The organism is Cupriavidus respiraculi, assembly GCF_914271545.1.
GTDB classification, from domain to species: domain Bacteria; phylum Pseudomonadota; class Gammaproteobacteria; order Burkholderiales; family Burkholderiaceae; genus Cupriavidus; species Cupriavidus respiraculi.
In genome coordinates, this window is the sequence record NZ_CAJZAH010000003.1 from 607031 (window position 1) to 623933 (window position 16903).

The 16903-nt window shown below is 68.3% G+C and carries 15 protein-coding genes; 7 read left to right on the top strand and 8 right to left on the bottom strand.

Going from position 1 to position 16903, the window contains the following annotated elements; all coding sequences use genetic code 11:
* The first annotated feature begins 74 nt into the window (after positions 1–74).
* Positions 75–1994 (top strand): ATP-binding cassette domain-containing protein, encoded by a 1920-nt coding sequence (locus LDO27_RS17900; RefSeq protein WP_224043103.1) that lies wholly within the window; start codon positions 75–77, stop codon positions 1992–1994.
* Positions 1995–2031: 37 nt separating this feature from the next.
* Here LDO27_RS17900 and LDO27_RS17905 read toward each other — a convergent pair whose 3' ends face one another.
* Together LDO27_RS17905 and LDO27_RS17910 are read right to left on the bottom strand one after the other, a co-directional pair.
* Entirely contained in the window at positions 2032–2169 is a 138-nt protein-coding gene (locus LDO27_RS17905) for a hypothetical protein (RefSeq protein WP_222207605.1), read from the bottom strand.
* Positions 2170–2173: 4 nt separating this feature from the next.
* A complete protein-coding gene (locus LDO27_RS17910; protein WP_224043105.1) occupies positions 2174–3385 on the bottom strand; it encodes an MFS transporter in 1212 nt (403 codons plus the stop codon).
* A 303-nt stretch (positions 3386–3688) separates the two neighbouring features.
* On the opposite strand from LDO27_RS17910, the gene LDO27_RS17915 reads away from it, so the two are divergent.
* From LDO27_RS17915 to LDO27_RS17935, 5 genes are all read left to right on the top strand, one after another.
* Positions 3689–5680, top strand: coding sequence for a DNA topoisomerase IV subunit B (locus LDO27_RS17915; RefSeq protein WP_224043107.1), 1992 nt, complete (start codon positions 3689–3691; stop codon positions 5678–5680).
* Between the two features lie 38 nt (positions 5681–5718).
* A complete protein-coding gene (locus LDO27_RS17920) occupies positions 5719–6525 on the top strand; it encodes a lytic transglycosylase domain-containing protein (protein WP_224043109.1) in 807 nt (268 codons plus the stop codon).
* A gap of 76 nt (positions 6526–6601) precedes the next feature.
* Positions 6602–8941, top strand: a complete 2340-nt coding sequence (parC, locus tag LDO27_RS17925) for a DNA topoisomerase IV subunit A (RefSeq protein ID WP_224043110.1) — start codon at positions 6602–6604, stop codon at positions 8939–8941.
* Positions 8942–9117: 176 nt separating this feature from the next.
* Positions 9118–9720, top strand: a complete 603-nt coding sequence (locus LDO27_RS17930; protein ID WP_224043112.1) for a cysteine hydrolase family protein — start codon at positions 9118–9120, stop codon at positions 9718–9720.
* A gap of 215 nt (positions 9721–9935) precedes the next feature.
* Entirely contained in the window at positions 9936–10253 is a 318-nt protein-coding gene (locus LDO27_RS17935) for a hypothetical protein (protein WP_222207594.1), read from the top strand.
* A gap of 73 nt (positions 10254–10326) precedes the next feature.
* On the opposite strand, the gene LDO27_RS17940 is transcribed toward LDO27_RS17935, so the two are convergent.
* Entirely contained in the window at positions 10327–12003 is a 1677-nt protein-coding gene (locus LDO27_RS17940; protein WP_222207592.1) for an L-lactate permease, read from the bottom strand.
* A 327-nt stretch (positions 12004–12330) separates the two neighbouring features.
* On the opposite strand from LDO27_RS17940, the gene LDO27_RS17945 reads away from it, so the two are divergent.
* A complete protein-coding gene (locus LDO27_RS17945; protein ID WP_224043114.1) occupies positions 12331–12990 on the top strand; it encodes a LysE family translocator in 660 nt (219 codons plus the stop codon).
* A 49-nt stretch (positions 12991–13039) separates the two neighbouring features.
* Here the strand turns inward: LDO27_RS17945 and LDO27_RS17950 are convergent, their stop codons facing one another.
* The 5 genes from LDO27_RS17950 to LDO27_RS17970 form a co-directional block, all read right to left on the bottom strand.
* The gene (locus LDO27_RS17950; protein WP_224043115.1) at positions 13040–13684 is read right to left on the bottom strand and encodes a glutathione S-transferase family protein; all 645 of its coding nucleotides are present in this window, start codon (positions 13682–13684) and stop codon (positions 13040–13042) included.
* Positions 13685–13778: 94 nt separating this feature from the next.
* Positions 13779–14966, bottom strand: a complete 1188-nt coding sequence (locus tag LDO27_RS17955; RefSeq protein ID WP_224043117.1) for an aminotransferase-like domain-containing protein — start codon at positions 14964–14966, stop codon at positions 13779–13781.
* A gap of 70 nt (positions 14967–15036) precedes the next feature.
* A complete protein-coding gene (locus LDO27_RS17960; protein ID WP_222207584.1) occupies positions 15037–15366 on the bottom strand; it encodes a DHCW motif cupin fold protein in 330 nt (109 codons plus the stop codon).
* Between the two features lie 28 nt (positions 15367–15394).
* Positions 15395–15850, bottom strand: a complete 456-nt coding sequence (locus tag LDO27_RS17965) for a RidA family protein (RefSeq protein ID WP_222207582.1) — start codon at positions 15848–15850, stop codon at positions 15395–15397.
* Between the two features lie 73 nt (positions 15851–15923).
* A complete protein-coding gene (locus tag LDO27_RS17970; protein WP_224043119.1) occupies positions 15924–16901 on the bottom strand; it encodes a DMT family transporter in 978 nt (325 codons plus the stop codon).
* Positions 16902–16903: the final 2 nt, after the last annotated feature.

A 16903-nucleotide genomic window follows, 5' to 3' on the forward strand; every position in this document is an offset into this window, starting at 1 on the left:
GACCGCGGGGCAGCCCTCCTGGCTTCGTCATCGCCTCGCATCCGCTTCCCGTCCGCCCTCACCGCATCGCTCCCATGGCCCTGTTTTCCATCTCCGACGCCCAGCTCGCCTTCGGGCACGTGGCGCTGCTCGACCACGCCGACTTCGCGCTGGAGGCGGGCGAGCGCGTCGGCCTGATTGGCCGCAACGGCTCGGGCAAGTCTTCGCTGCTCAAGATCGTCGCGGGACTGTCCGCGCCCGACGATGGCCTGATCGCGCGGCAAAGCGGTGTGCGCACGGCCTACGTTCCGCAGGAGCCTCAATTCGGCGCGGGCCTGTCGGTGTTCGACGCGGTCTCGCAGGGCATGGGCGAAGCCCACGACCTGCTGGTGGCCTACGAGGCGGCGGCGGCCCGGCTGGCCGAGACGCACGACGACGCCACGCTGGCCGAACTGCACCGGCTGCAATCGGAGCTGGACGCCGCCGATGCGTGGCAGTTGCGCACCCGCGTGGAAACGACCTTGGCCAAGCTGGAGCTCGATCCGGCGGCAACGGTCGACGCGCTGTCGGGCGGCACGCAGAAGCGCGTCGCGCTGGCGCAGGCGCTGGTGGCCGAGCCCGACATCCTGCTGCTGGACGAGCCGACCAACCATCTCGACGTCGAGGCGATCCGCTGGCTCGAGGACCTGCTGCTGGCCTTCCGCGGCAGCGTGCTGCTGATCACCCACGACCGCGCCTTCCTCGATCGCGTCGCCACGCGCATCGTCGAACTGGACCGCGGGCGGCTGGTGTCCTTCCCCGGCAATTTCGCCGCCTACCAGGTGCGCAAGGCCGAGATGCTGGCGGCCGAACAGGTCGAGCAAGCCAAGTTCGACAAGCTGCTGGCGCAAGAGGAAGTGTGGATTCGCAAGGGCGTGGAAGCCCGGCGCACGCGCAGCGTGGCGCGTATCCAGCGGCTGGAGACGATGCGCGGCGAGCGTGCAGCGCGGCGCGAGGTGCAGGGCAACGTCAAGCTGGAGGTGTCGCAGGGCGACCGCTCCGGCAAGATCGTCGCGGAGCTGGTCGACGTCAGCAAGGGTTTCGGCGGGCGCGCGGTGGTGCGCGATTTTTCCGCGACCATCATGCGCGGCGACAAGGTAGGCGTGATCGGCCCCAACGGCGCGGGCAAGACCACGCTGCTGAAGCTGATCCTGGGGGAACTCGCGCCCGACTCGGGCACCGTGCGCAACGGCAGCAACCTGCAGGTCGCGTACTTCGACCAGATGCGCACGCAGCTCGATATGGAACGGTCGCTTGCCGACACCATCAGCCCCGGCAGCGACTGGGTCGAGGTCAACGGCCAGCGCAAGCACGTGATGAGCTATCTGGGCGATTTCCTGTTCGCGCCCGAGCGCGCGCGCTCGCCGGTGAAGTCGCTGTCGGGCGGCGAGCGCAACCGCCTGCTGCTGGCGCGGCTGTTCGCGCGGCCCGCCAATGTGCTGGTGCTGGACGAGCCGACCAACGACCTGGATATCGATACGCTGGAACTGCTCGAGGAACTGCTGCAGGACTACGGCGGCACGGTCTTCCTGGTGTCGCACGACCGGGCCTTCCTGGACAACGTGGTGACCTCGACCATCGCCGCGGAGGGCGAGGGCCGCTGGCGGGAATACGTGGGCGGCTATTCGGACTGGCAGGTGCAGTCGGCCCGCAGCGCGGCGCTGCAGGAGCAGCGCATGGCAGCGGAGCGCAAGCCGGTGGAGGCGCCCAAGGCGCGCGATGCGCGCGGCGCCAATCGCACGGTCAAACTGTCGTACAAGGAGCAGCGGGAGCTGGACGGGCTGCCGGAGCGCATCGCCGCGCTCGAGACCGAGCAGAAGACGCTGTCCGCGCAGCTGGAGGACGGGTCGCTCTATGCGAACGATCCGCCCAGGGCGGCGGAGCTTGCCGCCCGGTTCGACGAGATCGAGATGGAATTGCTCGAGGCGCTGGAGCGGTGGGAAGTGCTGGAGGCGAAGACGAAGGGCGAGGCGTAGCCGGGTCCGCAGGATGGCGACCGCACACTCACTCCATTCAGCCGCACCACGCCAGCACCATATTGGTCAGATCGACCATGAACGCCGGCCGCAGATACGCGAGAAATCCGGCCACGAGCAATAGCCCGGACGCCGCATAGAGCGAGACGCGAAACGCCGGTGACCGGTTATTCATGGCCTCAGGCCGCCGCGGGCTGCACGCGCGTCACCGCCTGTTCGCGGATCGGCAGGTTGACCAGGGCCGCGACCACGCCGAGCGCGATGGCGATCATCCACACGATGTCGTAGGCGCCGGTGCGGTCGTACAGGAAGCCGCCCAGCCACGCGCCGAGGAAGCTGCCGATCTGGTGCGAGAAGAACACGACGCCCGACAGCATCGACAGGTACTGCACGCCGAACACCTGGGCCACGATGCCATTGGTCAGCGGCACGGTGGACAGCCACAGCGCGCCCATCACCGCGGCGAACACCCACGTGCTCCACGCCGTCAGCGGCAGCAGCAGGTAGGCCGCGATCACGAAGGAACGGCTCAGGTAGATGAAGGCCAGCAGATAGCGCTTGGGCAGGCGCTGGCCGAGCGAGCCGGCGGTGTAGGTTCCGATCACGTTGAACAGGCCGATCAGCGCGAGCGCCACGGTGGCGATCTTCGGGTCCGTCAGGCCGCGGTCCTTCAGGTACGGCGCGAGGTGCACGCCGATGAAGACGACCTGGAAGCCGCAGACGAAGTAGCCCAGGGTCAGCAGCTGGAAGCTGCGGTTGCCGAACGCCTCGCGAATGGCCTGGCCGACGGTCTGGTGGTGCCCCGTGTGGGTGTAGCCGTCCTTGGGCTCGCGCAGCGCAAAGGCCAGCGGCAGCATCATGCAGGCCATCACGGCGAGCACGAACAGCGCGTTCTGCCAGCCCACGGTGGAGATCAGCCCCTGCTCGACCGGAATCATCAGGAACTGCCCGAACGAGCCGGCTGCCGCGGCGATGCCCATGGCCCACACGCGCTTGTCGGGGCTGGCGACGCGCCCGATCACGCCATAGACCACGCTGTACGTGGTGCCGGACTGGGCGATGCCGATCATGATGCCCGCGCCGGAGGCGAAGGCGGTCCCGGTGGTGGCCATCGCCATGACGACCAGCCCGGCGACATACAGCGCCACGCCGACCAGCATGATGCGGTAGGCGCCATACTTGTCCGCCAGCGCGCCGGCGAAGGGCTGGGTCGCGCCCCACATCAGGTTCTGCAGCGCCAGCGCGAAGGCGAAGGTCTCGCGGGTCCAGCCGTGCGTCTGCGTGATGGGCAGGTTGAACAGGCCGAAGCCGTGGCGGATGCCCATCGAAAGGGTGACCAGCAGGCCGCCGCAGATCAGGACGGTGGTCAGGGAAAGTTGTCTCTTTGGCATGTCTGGCTCGACGCTTGGGAGTGTTGTTCGTTGTTGTTCTGGCTTGTGCGCCGGCTGGCGACCGCGGCTGGTCCGGCGTGTCGCGAGTGTACTCCGCATCGAATAACCGCGTTCGGCCCGGTAAAACAGGCCCAGTCCGGCATGCCGGCCCGCCGGGAACAGCGGGACACTTGGCCGCCTGCATGGCGGTTTGACGTCATCGGCCATCCATTACAATGCAGGCTGCCCGGCCCCCCGGCAGGCAGCCGCATGCTGCGCATGCGGCCGCGAGGCGGCCGAGAATCTCACTATTACAACGACTCCATGGCGAGCAAAACCAGTCAGTACAGCGAATCATCCATCCGGGTCCTGAAGGGCCTGGAGCCGGTCAAGCAGCGTCCCGGCATGTACACCCGTACCGACAACCCCCTGCATATCGTGCAGGAGGTGATCGACAACGCCTCCGACGAAGCGCTCGGCGGCTTTGGCAGCGAGATCATGGTCACGCTGCACCGCGATGGCAGCGTCAGCGTCGAGGACGATGGACGCGGCATTCCCGTGGGCATCCATCCCGAAGAGAAGGTGCCCGTCGTCGAGATCGTCTTTACCCGCCTGCACGCCGGCGGCAAGTTCGACAAGGGCAAGGGCGGCGCCTACGCGTTCTCCGGCGGCCTGCACGGCGTGGGCGTGTCGGTGACCAACGCGCTGTCCACGCGCCTCGACGTCTCGGTGTGGCGCGACGGCAACCATTCCACGCTGACGTTCTCCGGCGGCGAGGTGACCGCGCCGCTGACCAGCCGCAAGCTCGAGCGCGGCGAGAAGAAGAACGGCACGCGCGTGCAGGTGTGGCCCGACGCCAAGTATTTCGATTCCGCGGCCATTCCGATGGCCGAGCTGCAACGGCTGCTGCGCAGCAAGGCCGTGCTGCTGCCCGGCGTGAAGGTCACGCTGCTGGTCGAGAAGACCGGCGAGAGCCAGACCTGGCAATACGAACAGGGCCTGAAGGGCTACCTGGTCGAGGCGCTGGCGCAGGGCAGCGGGGCCGAACTGGTGATCCCGATGTTCGAGGGCGAGCATTTTGCCGATCCCGATGCCAACCCGGGCGAGGAAGGCTTCGCCGACGGCGAGGGCGCCTCGTGGGTCGTCGCCTGGACCGAGGACGGCGCGCCGGTGCGCGAGTCCTACGTCAACCTGATTCCCACGCCGGCCGGCGGCACCCACGAGTCCGGCCTGCGCGAAGGGCTGTTCCAGGCGGTGAAGAGCTTTATCGAGATGCATGCGCTGCAGCCCAAGGGCGTCAAGCTGATGTCCGAGGACGTGTTCGCGCGCGCCTCGTTCGTGCTCTCCGCCAAGGTGCTCGATCCGCAGTTCCAGGGCCAGATCAAGGAGCGCCTGAACAGCCGCGACGCCGTGCGCCTGGTCTCGACCTTCAGCCGTCCCGCGCTGGAACTGTGGCTGAACCACCATGTGGACTACGGCAAGAAGCTGGCCGAGCTGGTGATCCGCCAGGCCCAGGCCCGCACGCGCGCCGCGCAGAAGGTGGAAAAGAAGAAGGGCTCGGGCGTGGCGGTGCTGCCCGGCAAGCTGACCGACTGCGAATCGACCGACGTGTCGCGCAACGAACTGTTCCTGGTCGAGGGCGACTCGGCCGGCGGCTCGGCCAAGATGGGCCGCGACAAGGAATTCCAGGCCATCCTGCCGCTGCGCGGCAAGGTGCTCAATACCTGGGAAACCGAGCGCGACCGCCTGTTCGCCAATAACGAGGTGCACGATATCGCGGTGGCGATCGGCGTGGACCCCCATGGCCCCAACGACGAGCCGGACCTGTCGAACCTGCGCTACGGCAAGATCTGCATCCTGTCCGATGCGGACGTGGACGGCGCACATATCCAGGTGCTGCTGCTGACGCTGTTCTTCCGCCATTTCCCGCGGCTGATCGCCAACGGCAATGTGTGCGTGGCCCGCCCGCCGCTGTTCCGCGTCGATGCGCCGGCGCGCGGCAAGAAGCCGGCGCAGAAGCTGTACGCGCTGGACGAGGGCGAGCTGATCGCGATCCAGGACAAGCTGGTCAAGGATGGCGTCAAGGAAGGCTCGTGGCAGATCTCCCGCTTCAAGGGCCTCGGCGAGATGAGCGCCGAGCAGCTGTGGGAGACCACGATGAACCCGGACACGCGGCGGCTGCTGCCGGTGGCGCTGGGCGAGTTCGATCTGCCGCAGACCGTGAACGTGATGAACATGCTGATGGGCAAGGGCGAGGCGGCGCAGCGGCGCAGCTGGCTCGAAGAGCGCGGCAACGAAGTGGTTGCCGATATCTGAGCGGTATCCGAGCCGTAACGCACGGCAGGGAGCGGACCATGGTGTCGAGCGGACCAGCGGAACAGACCAGGCGCCCGGGCACGCAGCGCCTGAAGACCGTGACGCTCGCCGCCGCCGCGGCCTGCTGCCTGCTGGGCGCGCCGCTGGCCCACGCCGACGTGTATGGCTATGTCGACGAGGACGGCGTCGCGCACTTCGCGGACAGCCGGCTCGATGACCGCTACACGCTGTTCCTGCGCAACGCCAGCGTCGAGCGGCCGGTACCGCAGGCCGACGAGACGGAGCACGGGGACCTGACCCGGCACAAGCTCTATCGCTATGTCGTCAATCACCCGCGCATCGCCACGGTGCAGCCGATCATCGACCGCGTCGCGCGCCGCCACGACGTGGACCCGGCGCTGGTCAAGGCAGTGATGGCGGTGGAGTCGGGCTTCAATCCTGGCGCGGTCTCGCCCAAGGGCGCGATCGGGCTGATGCAGGTGATTCCGGACACTGGCGCGCGCTTCGGCGTGACCGCGGACGCCCGGCGCAGCATCGAGCAGAAGCTGGCCGATCCGCACACCAATATCGCGGCTGGCGTGCGTTACCTGCGCTGGCTGATGGAGCAGTATCCGGACGACCTCGAGCTCACGCTGGCTGCATACAACGCGGGCGAGGGCGCGGTGCGCCGCCATCACAACCAGATTCCGCCTTATCCCGAGACCCGGCAGTATGTCAGCACCGTCATGCAGTTCTATCGCTTCTACCGACCCGACGCCCGGCCCGCAGGCCGCGGCGCCGTGGTGCAGGCCAGCCAGCCCGGCCGCGTCAAACTGGTGATCGGCGGCCGCCGCAACATGCCCTGAATCCCGGCCCACACAAGCAACCCGGCGCGCCGGAGCCCCGCAAGGGCAAGCGCGCGCGCCGTCTTCGTGTCAATCCATGGAACAACAAGACATTTCGTTTCAACCAGAGGAACCCGCCGATTCGCTGACGCTCGCGCATTACGCGGAGCGGGCCTATCTGGACTACGCGATCAGCGTGGTCAAGGGCCGCGCGCTGCCCGAGGTCGCCGACGGCCAGAAGCCGGTGCAGCGCCGTATCCTGTTCGCGATGCACGAGATGGGCCTGCGCAGCGATGCCAAGCCGGTCAAGTCGGCGCGCGTGGTCGGCGACGTGCTGGGCAAATTCCACCCGCACGGCGACCAGTCGGCGTATGACGCGCTGGTGCGCCTCGCGCAGGACTTCTCGCTGCGCTACCCGCTGATCGACGGCCAGGGCAACTTCGGCTCGCGCGACGGCGACGGCGCGGCGGCGATGCGCTACACCGAGGCGCGGCTGACGCCGATCGCGCGCCTGCTGCTGGACGAGATCGACCAGGGCACGGTGGACTTCGTGCCCAACTACGACGGCTCGATGCAGGAGCCCAAGCTGATGCCGGCCCGCCTGCCGTTCGTGCTGCTCAACGGCGCTTCGGGCATCGCGGTCGGCATGGCCACCGAAGTGCCGCCGCACAACCTGCGCGAAGTGGCGGCAGCCACCGTCGCGATGATCCGCAATCCGAATATCGCCCTGGCCGAACTGCTGGCGCTGATGCCCGGGCCGGACTACCCAGGCGGCGGCCAGATCATCTCGCCCGCGAGCGATATCGCGCAGATCTACGAGAGCGGCCGCGGCAGCCTCAAGGTGCGCGCCCGCTGGACCATCGAGGACCTCGCACGCGGCCAGTGGCAGTTGGTGGTCAACGAACTGCCGCCCGGCACCTCGGCGCAGAAGGTGCTGGAGGAAATCGAGGAACTGACCAATCCCAAGGTCCGTACCGGCAAGAAATCGCTGACGCCCGAGCAGTTGCAGCTCAAGCAGACGATGCTGGGCCTGCTTGATGCGGTGCGCGACGAGTCGGGCAAGGACGCGCCCGTGCGGCTGGTGTTCGAGCCCAAGAGCAAGAACGTCGAGCAGGCCGAGTTCATCCAGGCGCTGCTGGCGCACACGAGCCTCGAATCGGGCGCCCCGATCAACCTGGTGATGATCGGCAACGACGGCCGCCCGCGCCAGAAGGGCCTGGTCGAGATCCTGCGCGAGTGGATCGCCTTCCGCTTCGAGACGGTGACCCGCCGCACGCGCCACCGGCTGGGCAAGGTCGAGGACCGCATCCATATCCTCGAAGGCCGGATGCTGGTGCTGCTGCGCATCGACGAGGTGATCCGCATCATCCGCGAGAGCGACGAGCCCAAGCCCGCGCTGATCGAGGCGTTCAACCTGACGGATCGCCAGGCCGAGGACATCCTCGAGATCCGCCTGCGCCAGCTCGCCCGCCTCGAAGCCATCCGCATCGAGCAGGAGCTGAAGTCGCTGCGCGAGGAACAGGCGGACCTGGACGTGCTGCTCAAGTCCGAGACCATGATGCGCCGCCGGATCATCAAGGAGATCGAGACCGACGCGAAGCAGTACAGCCCGGAGGACAAGGACCCGCGCCGCACGCTGATCCAGGAAGAACGCCGCGCCGCGGCCGAGCTGCGCGTGGTGGACGAGCCGGTCACGGTGGTGGTGTCGCAGAAGGGCTGGGTGCGCACGCGCCAGGGCCATGGCCACGACGCGCAGCAGTTCGCGTTCAAGGCGGGCGATGCGCTGTACGGCACCTTCGAATGCCGCACGGTCGATCCGTTGCTGGTGATCGGCACCAATGGCCGCGTCTATACCGTGCCGGTGGCGGGCCTGCCCGGCGGCCGCGGCGATGGCGTGCCGCTGACCACACTGGTCGAACTGCAATCCGGCACGCAGATCGCCCATACCTTCGCGGGCAATGCGGATCTGGGCGTGCTGATCGCCACGCGCGGCGGCAATGGCTTCCAGACCAAGGTCGGCGACATGATGAGCCGCCAGCGCGGCGGCAAGTCGTTCCTGACGCTGGACGAGGGCGACGCGCCGCTGGCGCCCGTGCTGATCGGCGCCGAAGCCACGCATGCCGCCTGCCTGTCGGCCAATGGCCGCCTGCTGCTGGTGGCGCTGGACGAGATCAAAGTGCTGTCCGGCGGCGGCCGCGGCGTGATCCTGATCGAGCTGGAGCCCAAGGAGACGCTGCTGCAAGCCGTGCCAGTGGGCGCACCGGGGCTGATGCTGTCCGGCGCGGGCCGCGGCGGCAAGGCGTCGTCGCAGAAGCTCGCGGGCCAGGCGCTGCTGCCGTATGTGGGCAAGCGCGCCCGCAAGGGCAAGGCGGTCGACGCGAAGCTGAAGGACATGCGCATCGATCCGGTCGTCGTGCCGGCACCGGGCGGCAACTAGGCGGCAATCAGGCGGCACGCAGGCCGCAAGCAGGCCGCAAGCAGGCCGCGTTGCCGACGTCGGGCCCCATGCAATGCGCGTGGGGCTTTTTTTTGCCGGCGGGCGAGCGAGCGGCCGTGCGCAAGCGTCGCTATGATGCCGGCATTCCCACTTTTCCATTTTCAGGACGGACCGATATGCCGACTCCCTTCACGCTGCTCGACCTCGCCGGCGCCAGCCGCGCCCCTTCGGCTTGGGAAGCCGCCACGCTGGTGCTGATCGACCACCAGCGCGAGTACGTCGATGGCAAGCTGCCGCTGACCGGCATGCCGGCCGCGGTCGCCGCCTGCCGCGAGCTGCTGGCGCTGGCGCGCGAACACGGCAGTCCCGTCGTGCACGTGGTCCATCATGGCCGGCCGGGTGGCGGCGTGTTCGATCCACAGGGGCCGTATGCGGGGATCGTCGAGGGACTGGAGCCGCGCGACGGCGAGCACACGGTGGTCAAGGGACTGCCGAACAGCTTCGCGGGCACCACGCTGGCGAAGCTGCTGGAGCAACTGGGCCGTAAGGAGTTGATCGTGGGCGGTTTCCAGACGCATATGTGCGTCAGCGCCACGGTGCGCTCGGCGCTGGATCACGGCTATCGCAGCACGGTGGTGGCCGCGGCCTGTGCCACGCGCGATCTGCCGGATGCGCTGGGCGGCGCGCCCATCGATGCGGCCCAGGTGCACCGGGTCGCGCTGGCGGGCCTGCACGATCGCTTCGCCACGGTGGTCGCCGATGCGACGGCGTGGCGCTGACGGTGCGGTCCGGCGAAGGCAAACGCTCTTTTCCCCTTTCGTGGCGCCGATAACGGCCATGCAAATCTGAAGTGAATTCGATCTTGCGGCGCGCGCAGCCGGCCGGCCTATGCTTATTGCGATCCCGGCGTGCCGGTGTAGAGCTTGCCGGCGGCGGCCGGGTTCGCGGTGTCGCGGCCACACCGTGATCTGGCCGGCGAAATAGGAGGTGGACGATGGACGAGCCCTTTCTATACAAGAGTGCCGAACCCATGACATGGACCTTCGGCCAGGTGGTGGAACTGGTCCGCGACCTCGAGGAACTCGGTTGCCTGAACGAGTTGGTCGCCGAGGCTGACCGCACCGGCATCGTGCTGAGCGTGCCGCCCGAGGCAGTGAATCACGTCAAGCGCTATCTGTTTCAGCATCACCACCACAAGACGTCCGAGAAGGCGAAAGGCCTGATCCGCAGCGCCGCCTGCGGACCGCGGCCGCCCAGCGGGCCGCCGGTGTTTCCGCCGCCCGGCCCGGGCGATCCGCCCCCGCATATGTGAACCGCGCCGGCAACGAGCCGGCATGAAAAAGCCGCGCACGAATGCGCGGCTTTTTTATCGTCGTGGGGACGGCCTAGTGAATCACCATCCGCGTGAACGGATCCACATACGCCTGCAAGGTCACGAAGAGGCCGACCAGGATGGCGAGCACCACCGAGTGGAAGAACACGTAGCGCAGGATGTCGCCCTCGTGGCCGTACCACTTGGTCGCGGTGGAGGCCACCACGATGGACTGCGCGTCGATCATCTTGCCCATCACGCCGCCCGAGCTGTTGGCCGAGGCCATCAGCACCGGCGACAGGCCAAGCTGCTCCGCCGTGGTCTTCTGCAGGCCGCCGAACAGCACGTTCGATGCCGTGTCCGAGCCGGTCAGCGCGACGCCCAGCCAGCCCAGCATGGTGCCGAACAGCGGGTAGAACACGCCGGTGTGCGCGAACGCGAGGCCCAGCGTGGCATCCAGGCCCGAGTAGCGGGTCAGGTAGCCGACGCCGAACATGGCGCAGATGGTCAGCAGCGAGTAGCGCACCAGCTTGATGGTGTTCCAGTACTCCTTGAGCAGCGTGGGCAGCGAATAGCCCATCAGCAGGCCGCCGAGCACGGCCGACGCCAGGATGCCGGTGCCGGCCATCGACAGCACGTTGAAGTTGAACACCGCGCCTTCGGCGATCTCGGCGGGCACCACCGGGGGCACCTTGATCACCGCCTTGTCCAGGCCCGGAATCGCGTACTTCCACGACCACAGGCCGTCCATCAGCTTCTTGAATTCCGGCACGCCCCAGACGAACACGAAGACGGTCAGGATGATCCAAGGCATCCACGCCTTCATCGTCGAGATACCCGCGGCGGCGGCACTGGCACGCTTCTCCGCGGCCACCGCCTCGGGGTCGTCCACTTTCGAATCATCGTGGCGGCCGATGATCTTGGTGGTGGTCCAGATTTCCTTGGGGCGCCAGACCTTGAGGAACAGCGTCAGCGAGCCCATCGACACCAGCGCGGCGATCACGTCGACCAGCCACGGGCCGTGGAAGTTGGACACCAGGAACTGCGGGATCGCGAAGCTCACGCCGGCCACCAGGATGGCGGGCCAGATGGCGATCATGCCGCGGAAGCCCGCGAACGCCCAGATCAGCCAGAACGGCACGATCACCGAGAACAGCGGCAACTGGCGGCCGATCATCGCGGACAGGTCGAGCAGGTCGAGCCCGGTCACGGCCGACAGCGCGATGATGGGCGAGCCCAGCGCGCCGTAGGCCACCGGCGCGGTATTGGCGATCAGCGCGAGGCCCGAGGCGGCCAGCGGCGAGAAGCCCAGGCCGATCAGGATGGCGCCGGTCACGGCCACCGGGGTACCGAAGCCGGCCGCGCCCTCGAAGAAGGCGCCGAAGCTGAACGCCACCAGCAGCAGTTGCAGGCGGCGGTCCTCGGTGATGCCGGCGATGGAGCCCTGCAAGACCTTGAACGACCCGTTCAGCGTCGTGAGCCGGTGCAGGAAGATGATGTTCAGCACGATCCAGCCGATGGGGAACAGGCCCGCGGCGATGCCGAAGCCCGCTGCCTTGCCGGCCATGGCCGCTGGCATCCCGAAGATCGCCGAGGCGACCACGATGCCGACGACCAGGGCGAGCCCGGCTGCGAGATGCGCCTGCAGATGGAAAAACGCCAGGGCGCCGAGCAGTACGGCGACCGGAACGCCCGCGGCCAGCGTGGACAGTGCCATGCTGCCGAGCGGGTCGTAAACTTGACTCCACACGATTGAATCCTCCTCTGGTTGGCGGCAAGCCGTCATTCTTCGTGCCTTCGCTTGCCGGTATTGCCGTTGCTGACGCATGGGACCGCAGGGAGCGGTCTTGCGAACAGGCGTTCGATTCTAAGGACGCATTCAGCAGGTGGCCGTACATCCCGTCATGTCGCTGGTGAATCGCTTTCACGGATCAGGGTTAGCCCTGACGCGGCGGCCAGTGTGGAGGGTATACCAATCACGCCCTCGCGCAAATGTATGCGAAACGCCCTCACGGGCGCAGTGGCTGGCACAATGACTCCTTGCGCCAAGGGGGGCGATGCCGAAACGGAGAACATCATGACCAGCGTATTGCCTGCCTGGCCGCTGCTGGCGGCCTTCCTCACCGCCAGCCTGGTGCTGGCGGTAACGCCGGGACCGGCCGTGGTGTATATCGTCACGCAGACCCTCGGGCGAGGGCGCAAGGCCGGTCTCGCGTCGGTGGCGGGGGTGGCCCTTGGCAACTTCGGCAATGCGGCGGGCGCCGCCATCGGGCTCGCGGCGCTGTTCGCGGTGTCGTCGCTGGCGTTCTCGGTGGTCAAGTACGCGGGCGCGGCCTATCTGATCTATCTGGGCATCCGCGCCTGGCGGGCGCCGCAGGATATGGCGCAGGCGGGCGCCGCGCCGGGACGGCAAGGCGCGAAGCCGATCGGCACCATGTTCCGCGATGGTTTCGTGGTGGCGCTGCTGAACCCCAAGACGGCGCTGTTCTTCGCGGCCTTCCTGCCGCAATTCATGAATCCGGCGGCCGATCCGATGGCGCAAAGCCTGTTGTTGGGGGCGATCTTCGTGCTGGTGGCGGCGGCGAGCGATGTCTGCTATGTGCTGACCGCCGCCGCGGTGCTGCCCCGGCTTGCCGGCTCGCGCAAGGCGGTCGCGGCCGGGCGCTATCTGACGGCCGGCGCCTTTATCGGGCTGGGCGTGTTTACCGCGATCTCGGGCGGGCGTCGCGCGGCCTGAGCGGCTTCAGCCGCTTCAGCCGCTTCAGCCGCTTCAGCCGCCGGAGGCGTCAGCGCAGCGGCAGTTCCAGGATGCCCGCTGCCGCGGGCCGGGCGCGCATGGCGGCCAGCCAGCGCTCGAGGTGGGGACGCGGCGCGTGCTGAGCCGGCATGCCCATCCAGCGGTGCGCGGCGCAGGCCAGCGAGATATCGGCCATCGAGAAGCGGCCGTCGCAGATGAAATCGCGGCCCTCCAGCGCCCGGTCGAGCACGGCGGCCAGCGGTTCGGTCTTCTCGCACGAGCGCTTCACCACCGCGGCATCGCGCTCGGCCTCTGGCTTGCGCACCAGCTGGATGAAGGCGTCCACCATCGCAGGCGTAAAGGCCGTGGCCTGCCAGTCCATCCAGCGGTCCGCCGACGCGCGCGTCCTGACGTCGCCAGGCCACAGCGTGTCCTCGCCATAGCGTGCGCACAGGTAGCGCACGATGGCATTGGACTCCCACAGCACGAAGGGCTCTCCGCCCACATCGGTGCCGCGAAAATCCTCGATCACCGGGATCAGCCGGTTCGGATTCAGCCGGATATAGGCCTCGGTGTCCAGGTCGCCCTTGTTGACGCCGATATCGATGCGCTCGTGATCCAGATGCAGCTCACGCGCGCACCACACGACCTTCTGCACGTTGATGGAGGAAAGGCGGCCCCAGATGCGCAGCATGATGGACGTCTCCTTGCGATATCGGATCGTTGGGAAAAGCATGGCCGAAGCCCCGGCCGCAGGGAAAAGGGCGGGCCGCGAGGGGCCCGCCCGCTCAGGCGGCCTTCGCTCCCGGCGCGTGCGCCGCGATGGCTTCGCGGAACAGTTCGCCCAGGATCGCCACGCCCTGCTCGATGCGGTCCGGCGCGACCGTGACGAAGGCCAGACGCAGCGTATTGCGGCGCGGATTGCTGGCATAGAAGGGCGCGCCCGGCACGTAGGCCACGTTGCGCTTCACCGCCTGTTCCAGGATCGCCATGCTGTCCAGCCCCTCGGGCAGCTCCATCCAGATGAACATGCCGCCTTCCGGCCGGTTCCACGTGACGCCCGCCGGCATATGGCGCTGGAGCGAATCCAGCATGGCCTGGCACTGGCTGCCGTAGAGCTGGCGGATGGTCGGGATATGCGTGTCGAGCAGCCCGTCGCGGATGGTCTCGTAGGCCAGGCGCTGGGTAAAGCTGGGCGTGTGCAGGTCGCTGGCCTGCTTGGCCTGGCACAGCTTGAAATGCAGCTCGGGTGGGGCGATCACGTAGCCCAGGCGCAGGCCCGGCGCCAGCACCTTGGAGAACGAGCCCATGTAGATCACGCCGTCCGGATTCATCGACAGCAGCGAGGGCAGCTGGTCGCCGGTGTAGCTGAGCTCGCCATAGGGATCGTCCTCGACCAGCAGCACGCCCAGCTCCTTCGCGCGCGCCACCAGGGCCTGGCGGCGCTCCAGCGGCATGCGGCGGCCGGTGGGGTTCTGGAAATTCGGCAGCGCGTACAGGAAGCGCGCGTTGGCCGTCAGCTCCGGCGTCAGCGCCTCGGGCAGCAGGCTCTTGTCGTCGCCCGGGACCGAGACGAACTCGGGCTCGAACAGCGAGAAGGCCTGCAGGGCGCCGAGGTAGCTCGGCGTCTCCACCAGCACCGGGCTGCCCGGGTCGATCAGCACCTTGGCCAGCAGGTCCAGCGCCTGCTGCGAGCCGGTGGTGATCAGCACGCGCTCGACATCCACGTTGTGGCGGCGCGCCACGAACTCGCGCAGCGGCAGATAGCCTTCGGTGGCGGCGTACTGCATTGCGCCCTGCGGGTTGTCGGCGAATACGCGGGCTACCGCTTGCTCCATGGCCGCTACCGGGAAGGTGGCCGGCGAAGGCAGGCCGCCGGCGAAGGAAATGACCTCCGGCCGCTCGGTGACTTTCAGGATTTCGCGGATGGCCGAGCTGGTCAGCTGCTGTGCCCGGCGGGAGATTGCCCAATGCATGATGGTCTCTTTTTCAGGGGTGGGGCCCCCGGCGCGCGGCGCCGGGGTGTGATCGGTATTGTCGGTCTTGTCAGTCAACGATGAACAGGCGCGCGCCGGTCGGGGTGAAGGACCGGTGCGGCTCCGCCTGGTCGGCGACCTGGTAGCTCATGCCCGTCTTGAGCACGAAATGCCGGCCGTCTTCCAGTTCGGTGTGCAGCTCGCCCTGCAATACCAGCAGGATATGGCCCTTGGTACACCAGTGGTCCGCGAGGTAGCCGGCCGAATACTCGACCATGCGCACGCGCAGGGGGCCGAACTGGCGCGTGCGCCAGAGCGCCTCGCCGACTTCGCCCGGATGGCGGGTCGGCTCGATCTCGGACCAGTCGGTGGTGCCGAAGGGCAGGTTGTCGATTTGCATGAACGGCGCGCTCGCTCGTGGCGACGCGTTACTGCACTTCGACGATCATTTCGATCTCGACGCAGGCGCCCATCGGAATCTGCGCCACGCCGAATGCGCTGCGGGCGTGCTTGCCCTTGTCGCCGAAGATCTCGACCAGCAGTTCGGACGCGCCGTTGGTCACCAGATGGTGCTCGGTGAATTCGAGGCTGGAGTTCACCAGGCTCATGACCTTGACGATGCGGGTCACGCGGTTCAGATCGCCGACGTGCCCGTGCAGCGTCGCCAGCAGGTCCACGGCGATGGCGCGCGCGGCGGTCTTGCCTTCCTCCGTGGTCATGGTCTGGCCGAGCTTGCCTACCCAGGGCTTGCCGTCCTTGCGGGCGATATGGCCCGACAGGAAGACCGTGTTGCCGGTCTGCGCGGCCATCACATAGGCGGCGGCGGGCGCGGAAGCGGTGGGCAACTCGATGCCGAGGCGGGCAAGCGTGTCGTAGACGGACATGAACTCTCCTGTGGATGCGTTCGTCGGGGAACGGTGAGGTTAGGGGTTGAGGCGGCCGGCCATGCGGCGCGGCTCAGGACGACCGTGCCGGCCGGGCAGGCCCGGTTTCCGGCGCGGTAACCGGCGCGGTAACCGGCGCCGCGCGCACCGCGGTGCGCCGGCCCAGCGCCACGACGGCGATCACGGCCACCGCGAACGCCACGGTCGGCGCGTCCAGCGACTCGCCAAGCAGCAGCGCGCCGCCGGCCAGCGTCAGGAACGGTTGCAGCAATTGTATCTGCCCGACGCGGGCCACGCCGCCTTTTGCCAGCCCGGCGTACCAGAACAGGAAGCCGATGAACATGGAAAAGACGGAGACATAGGCCATGCCGAGCCAGGCCCGCGGCGACGCGGCGACGATGGCCGGCACGTGCTGCGCCGCCAGCCATGCCACCACGGGCGCCAGCACCGGCAGCGAAATGACCAGCGCCCAGCTGATGGTTTCGAGCCCGCCGAGCTCGCGCGCCAGCTTGCCGCCTTCGGCATAACCGAGGGCCCCCAGCACCATCGCGGCGAACAGCAGCCAGTCGGCGTGCTGCAGGCCGCCGGCGCCCTGCCACAGCGCGAAGCCGACCACCAGCGCGCTGCCGGCGAGTGCCGAGACCCAGAAGCCGGCCGAAGGCCGCTCGCGGCCGAACCACGCGGCGAACACCGCGGTGGCCAGCGGCAGCAGTCCGATGACGATGGCGCCGTGGCTGGCCGGCACCTCCCGCATGGCCAGCGACGAAAACAGCGGAAAGCCCACCACCACGCCCACCGAGGTCACCGCCAGGCGCCACCATTGCGCGCCGCGCGGACGGCGCCCGGCGGCGAGCGCGCCGCGGTGCCACAGCAGCGCCAGCGCCAGCAGGGCGGCGACGATGGCGCGGGCGAGCGCGACGAAGATCGGGTCGAGCTCGGCCACCGCCATGCGCGTAAAGGGCAGGGTCTGGCTGAAGATGGCCACGCCGATGAAGCCGAGCAGCATGCCGCCGGACTGCGGCGCCACGGGGGACAGGGAGGTACGCGTCATGG

Excerpts from the sequence above, each read along its gene's own strand:
- LDO27_RS17900 (WP_224043103.1), top strand. The coding sequence starts at position 75 with ATGGCCCTGTTTTCCATCTCCGACGCCCAGCTCGCCTTCGGGCACGTG.
- LDO27_RS17905 (WP_222207605.1), bottom strand. The coding sequence starts at position 2,169 with ATGAATAACCGGTCACCGGCGTTTCGCGTCTCGCTCTATGCGGCGTCC.
- LDO27_RS17910 (WP_224043105.1), bottom strand. The coding sequence starts at position 3,385 with ATGCCAAAGAGACAACTTTCCCTGACCACCGTCCTGATCTGCGGCGGC.
- LDO27_RS17915 (WP_224043107.1), top strand. The coding sequence starts at position 3,689 with ATGGCGAGCAAAACCAGTCAGTACAGCGAATCATCCATCCGGGTCCTG.
- LDO27_RS17920 (WP_224043109.1), top strand. The coding sequence starts at position 5,719 with ATGGTGTCGAGCGGACCAGCGGAACAGACCAGGCGCCCGGGCACGCAG.
- parC (WP_224043110.1), top strand. The coding sequence starts at position 6,602 with ATGGAACAACAAGACATTTCGTTTCAACCAGAGGAACCCGCCGATTCG.
- LDO27_RS17930 (WP_224043112.1), top strand. The coding sequence starts at position 9,118 with ATGCCGACTCCCTTCACGCTGCTCGACCTCGCCGGCGCCAGCCGCGCC.
- LDO27_RS17935 (WP_222207594.1), top strand. The coding sequence starts at position 9,936 with ATGGACGAGCCCTTTCTATACAAGAGTGCCGAACCCATGACATGGACC.
- LDO27_RS17945 (WP_224043114.1), top strand. The coding sequence starts at position 12,331 with ATGACCAGCGTATTGCCTGCCTGGCCGCTGCTGGCGGCCTTCCTCACC.
- LDO27_RS17950 (WP_224043115.1), bottom strand. The coding sequence starts at position 13,684 with ATGCTGCGCATCTGGGGCCGCCTTTCCTCCATCAACGTGCAGAAGGTC.
- LDO27_RS17955 (WP_224043117.1), bottom strand. The coding sequence starts at position 14,966 with ATGCATTGGGCAATCTCCCGCCGGGCACAGCAGCTGACCAGCTCGGCC.
- LDO27_RS17960 (WP_222207584.1), bottom strand. The coding sequence starts at position 15,366 with ATGCAAATCGACAACCTGCCCTTCGGCACCACCGACTGGTCCGAGATC.
- LDO27_RS17965 (WP_222207582.1), bottom strand. The coding sequence starts at position 15,850 with ATGTCCGTCTACGACACGCTTGCCCGCCTCGGCATCGAGTTGCCCACC.
- LDO27_RS17970 (WP_224043119.1), bottom strand. The coding sequence starts at position 16,901 with ATGACGCGTACCTCCCTGTCCCCCGTGGCGCCGCAGTCCGGCGGCATG.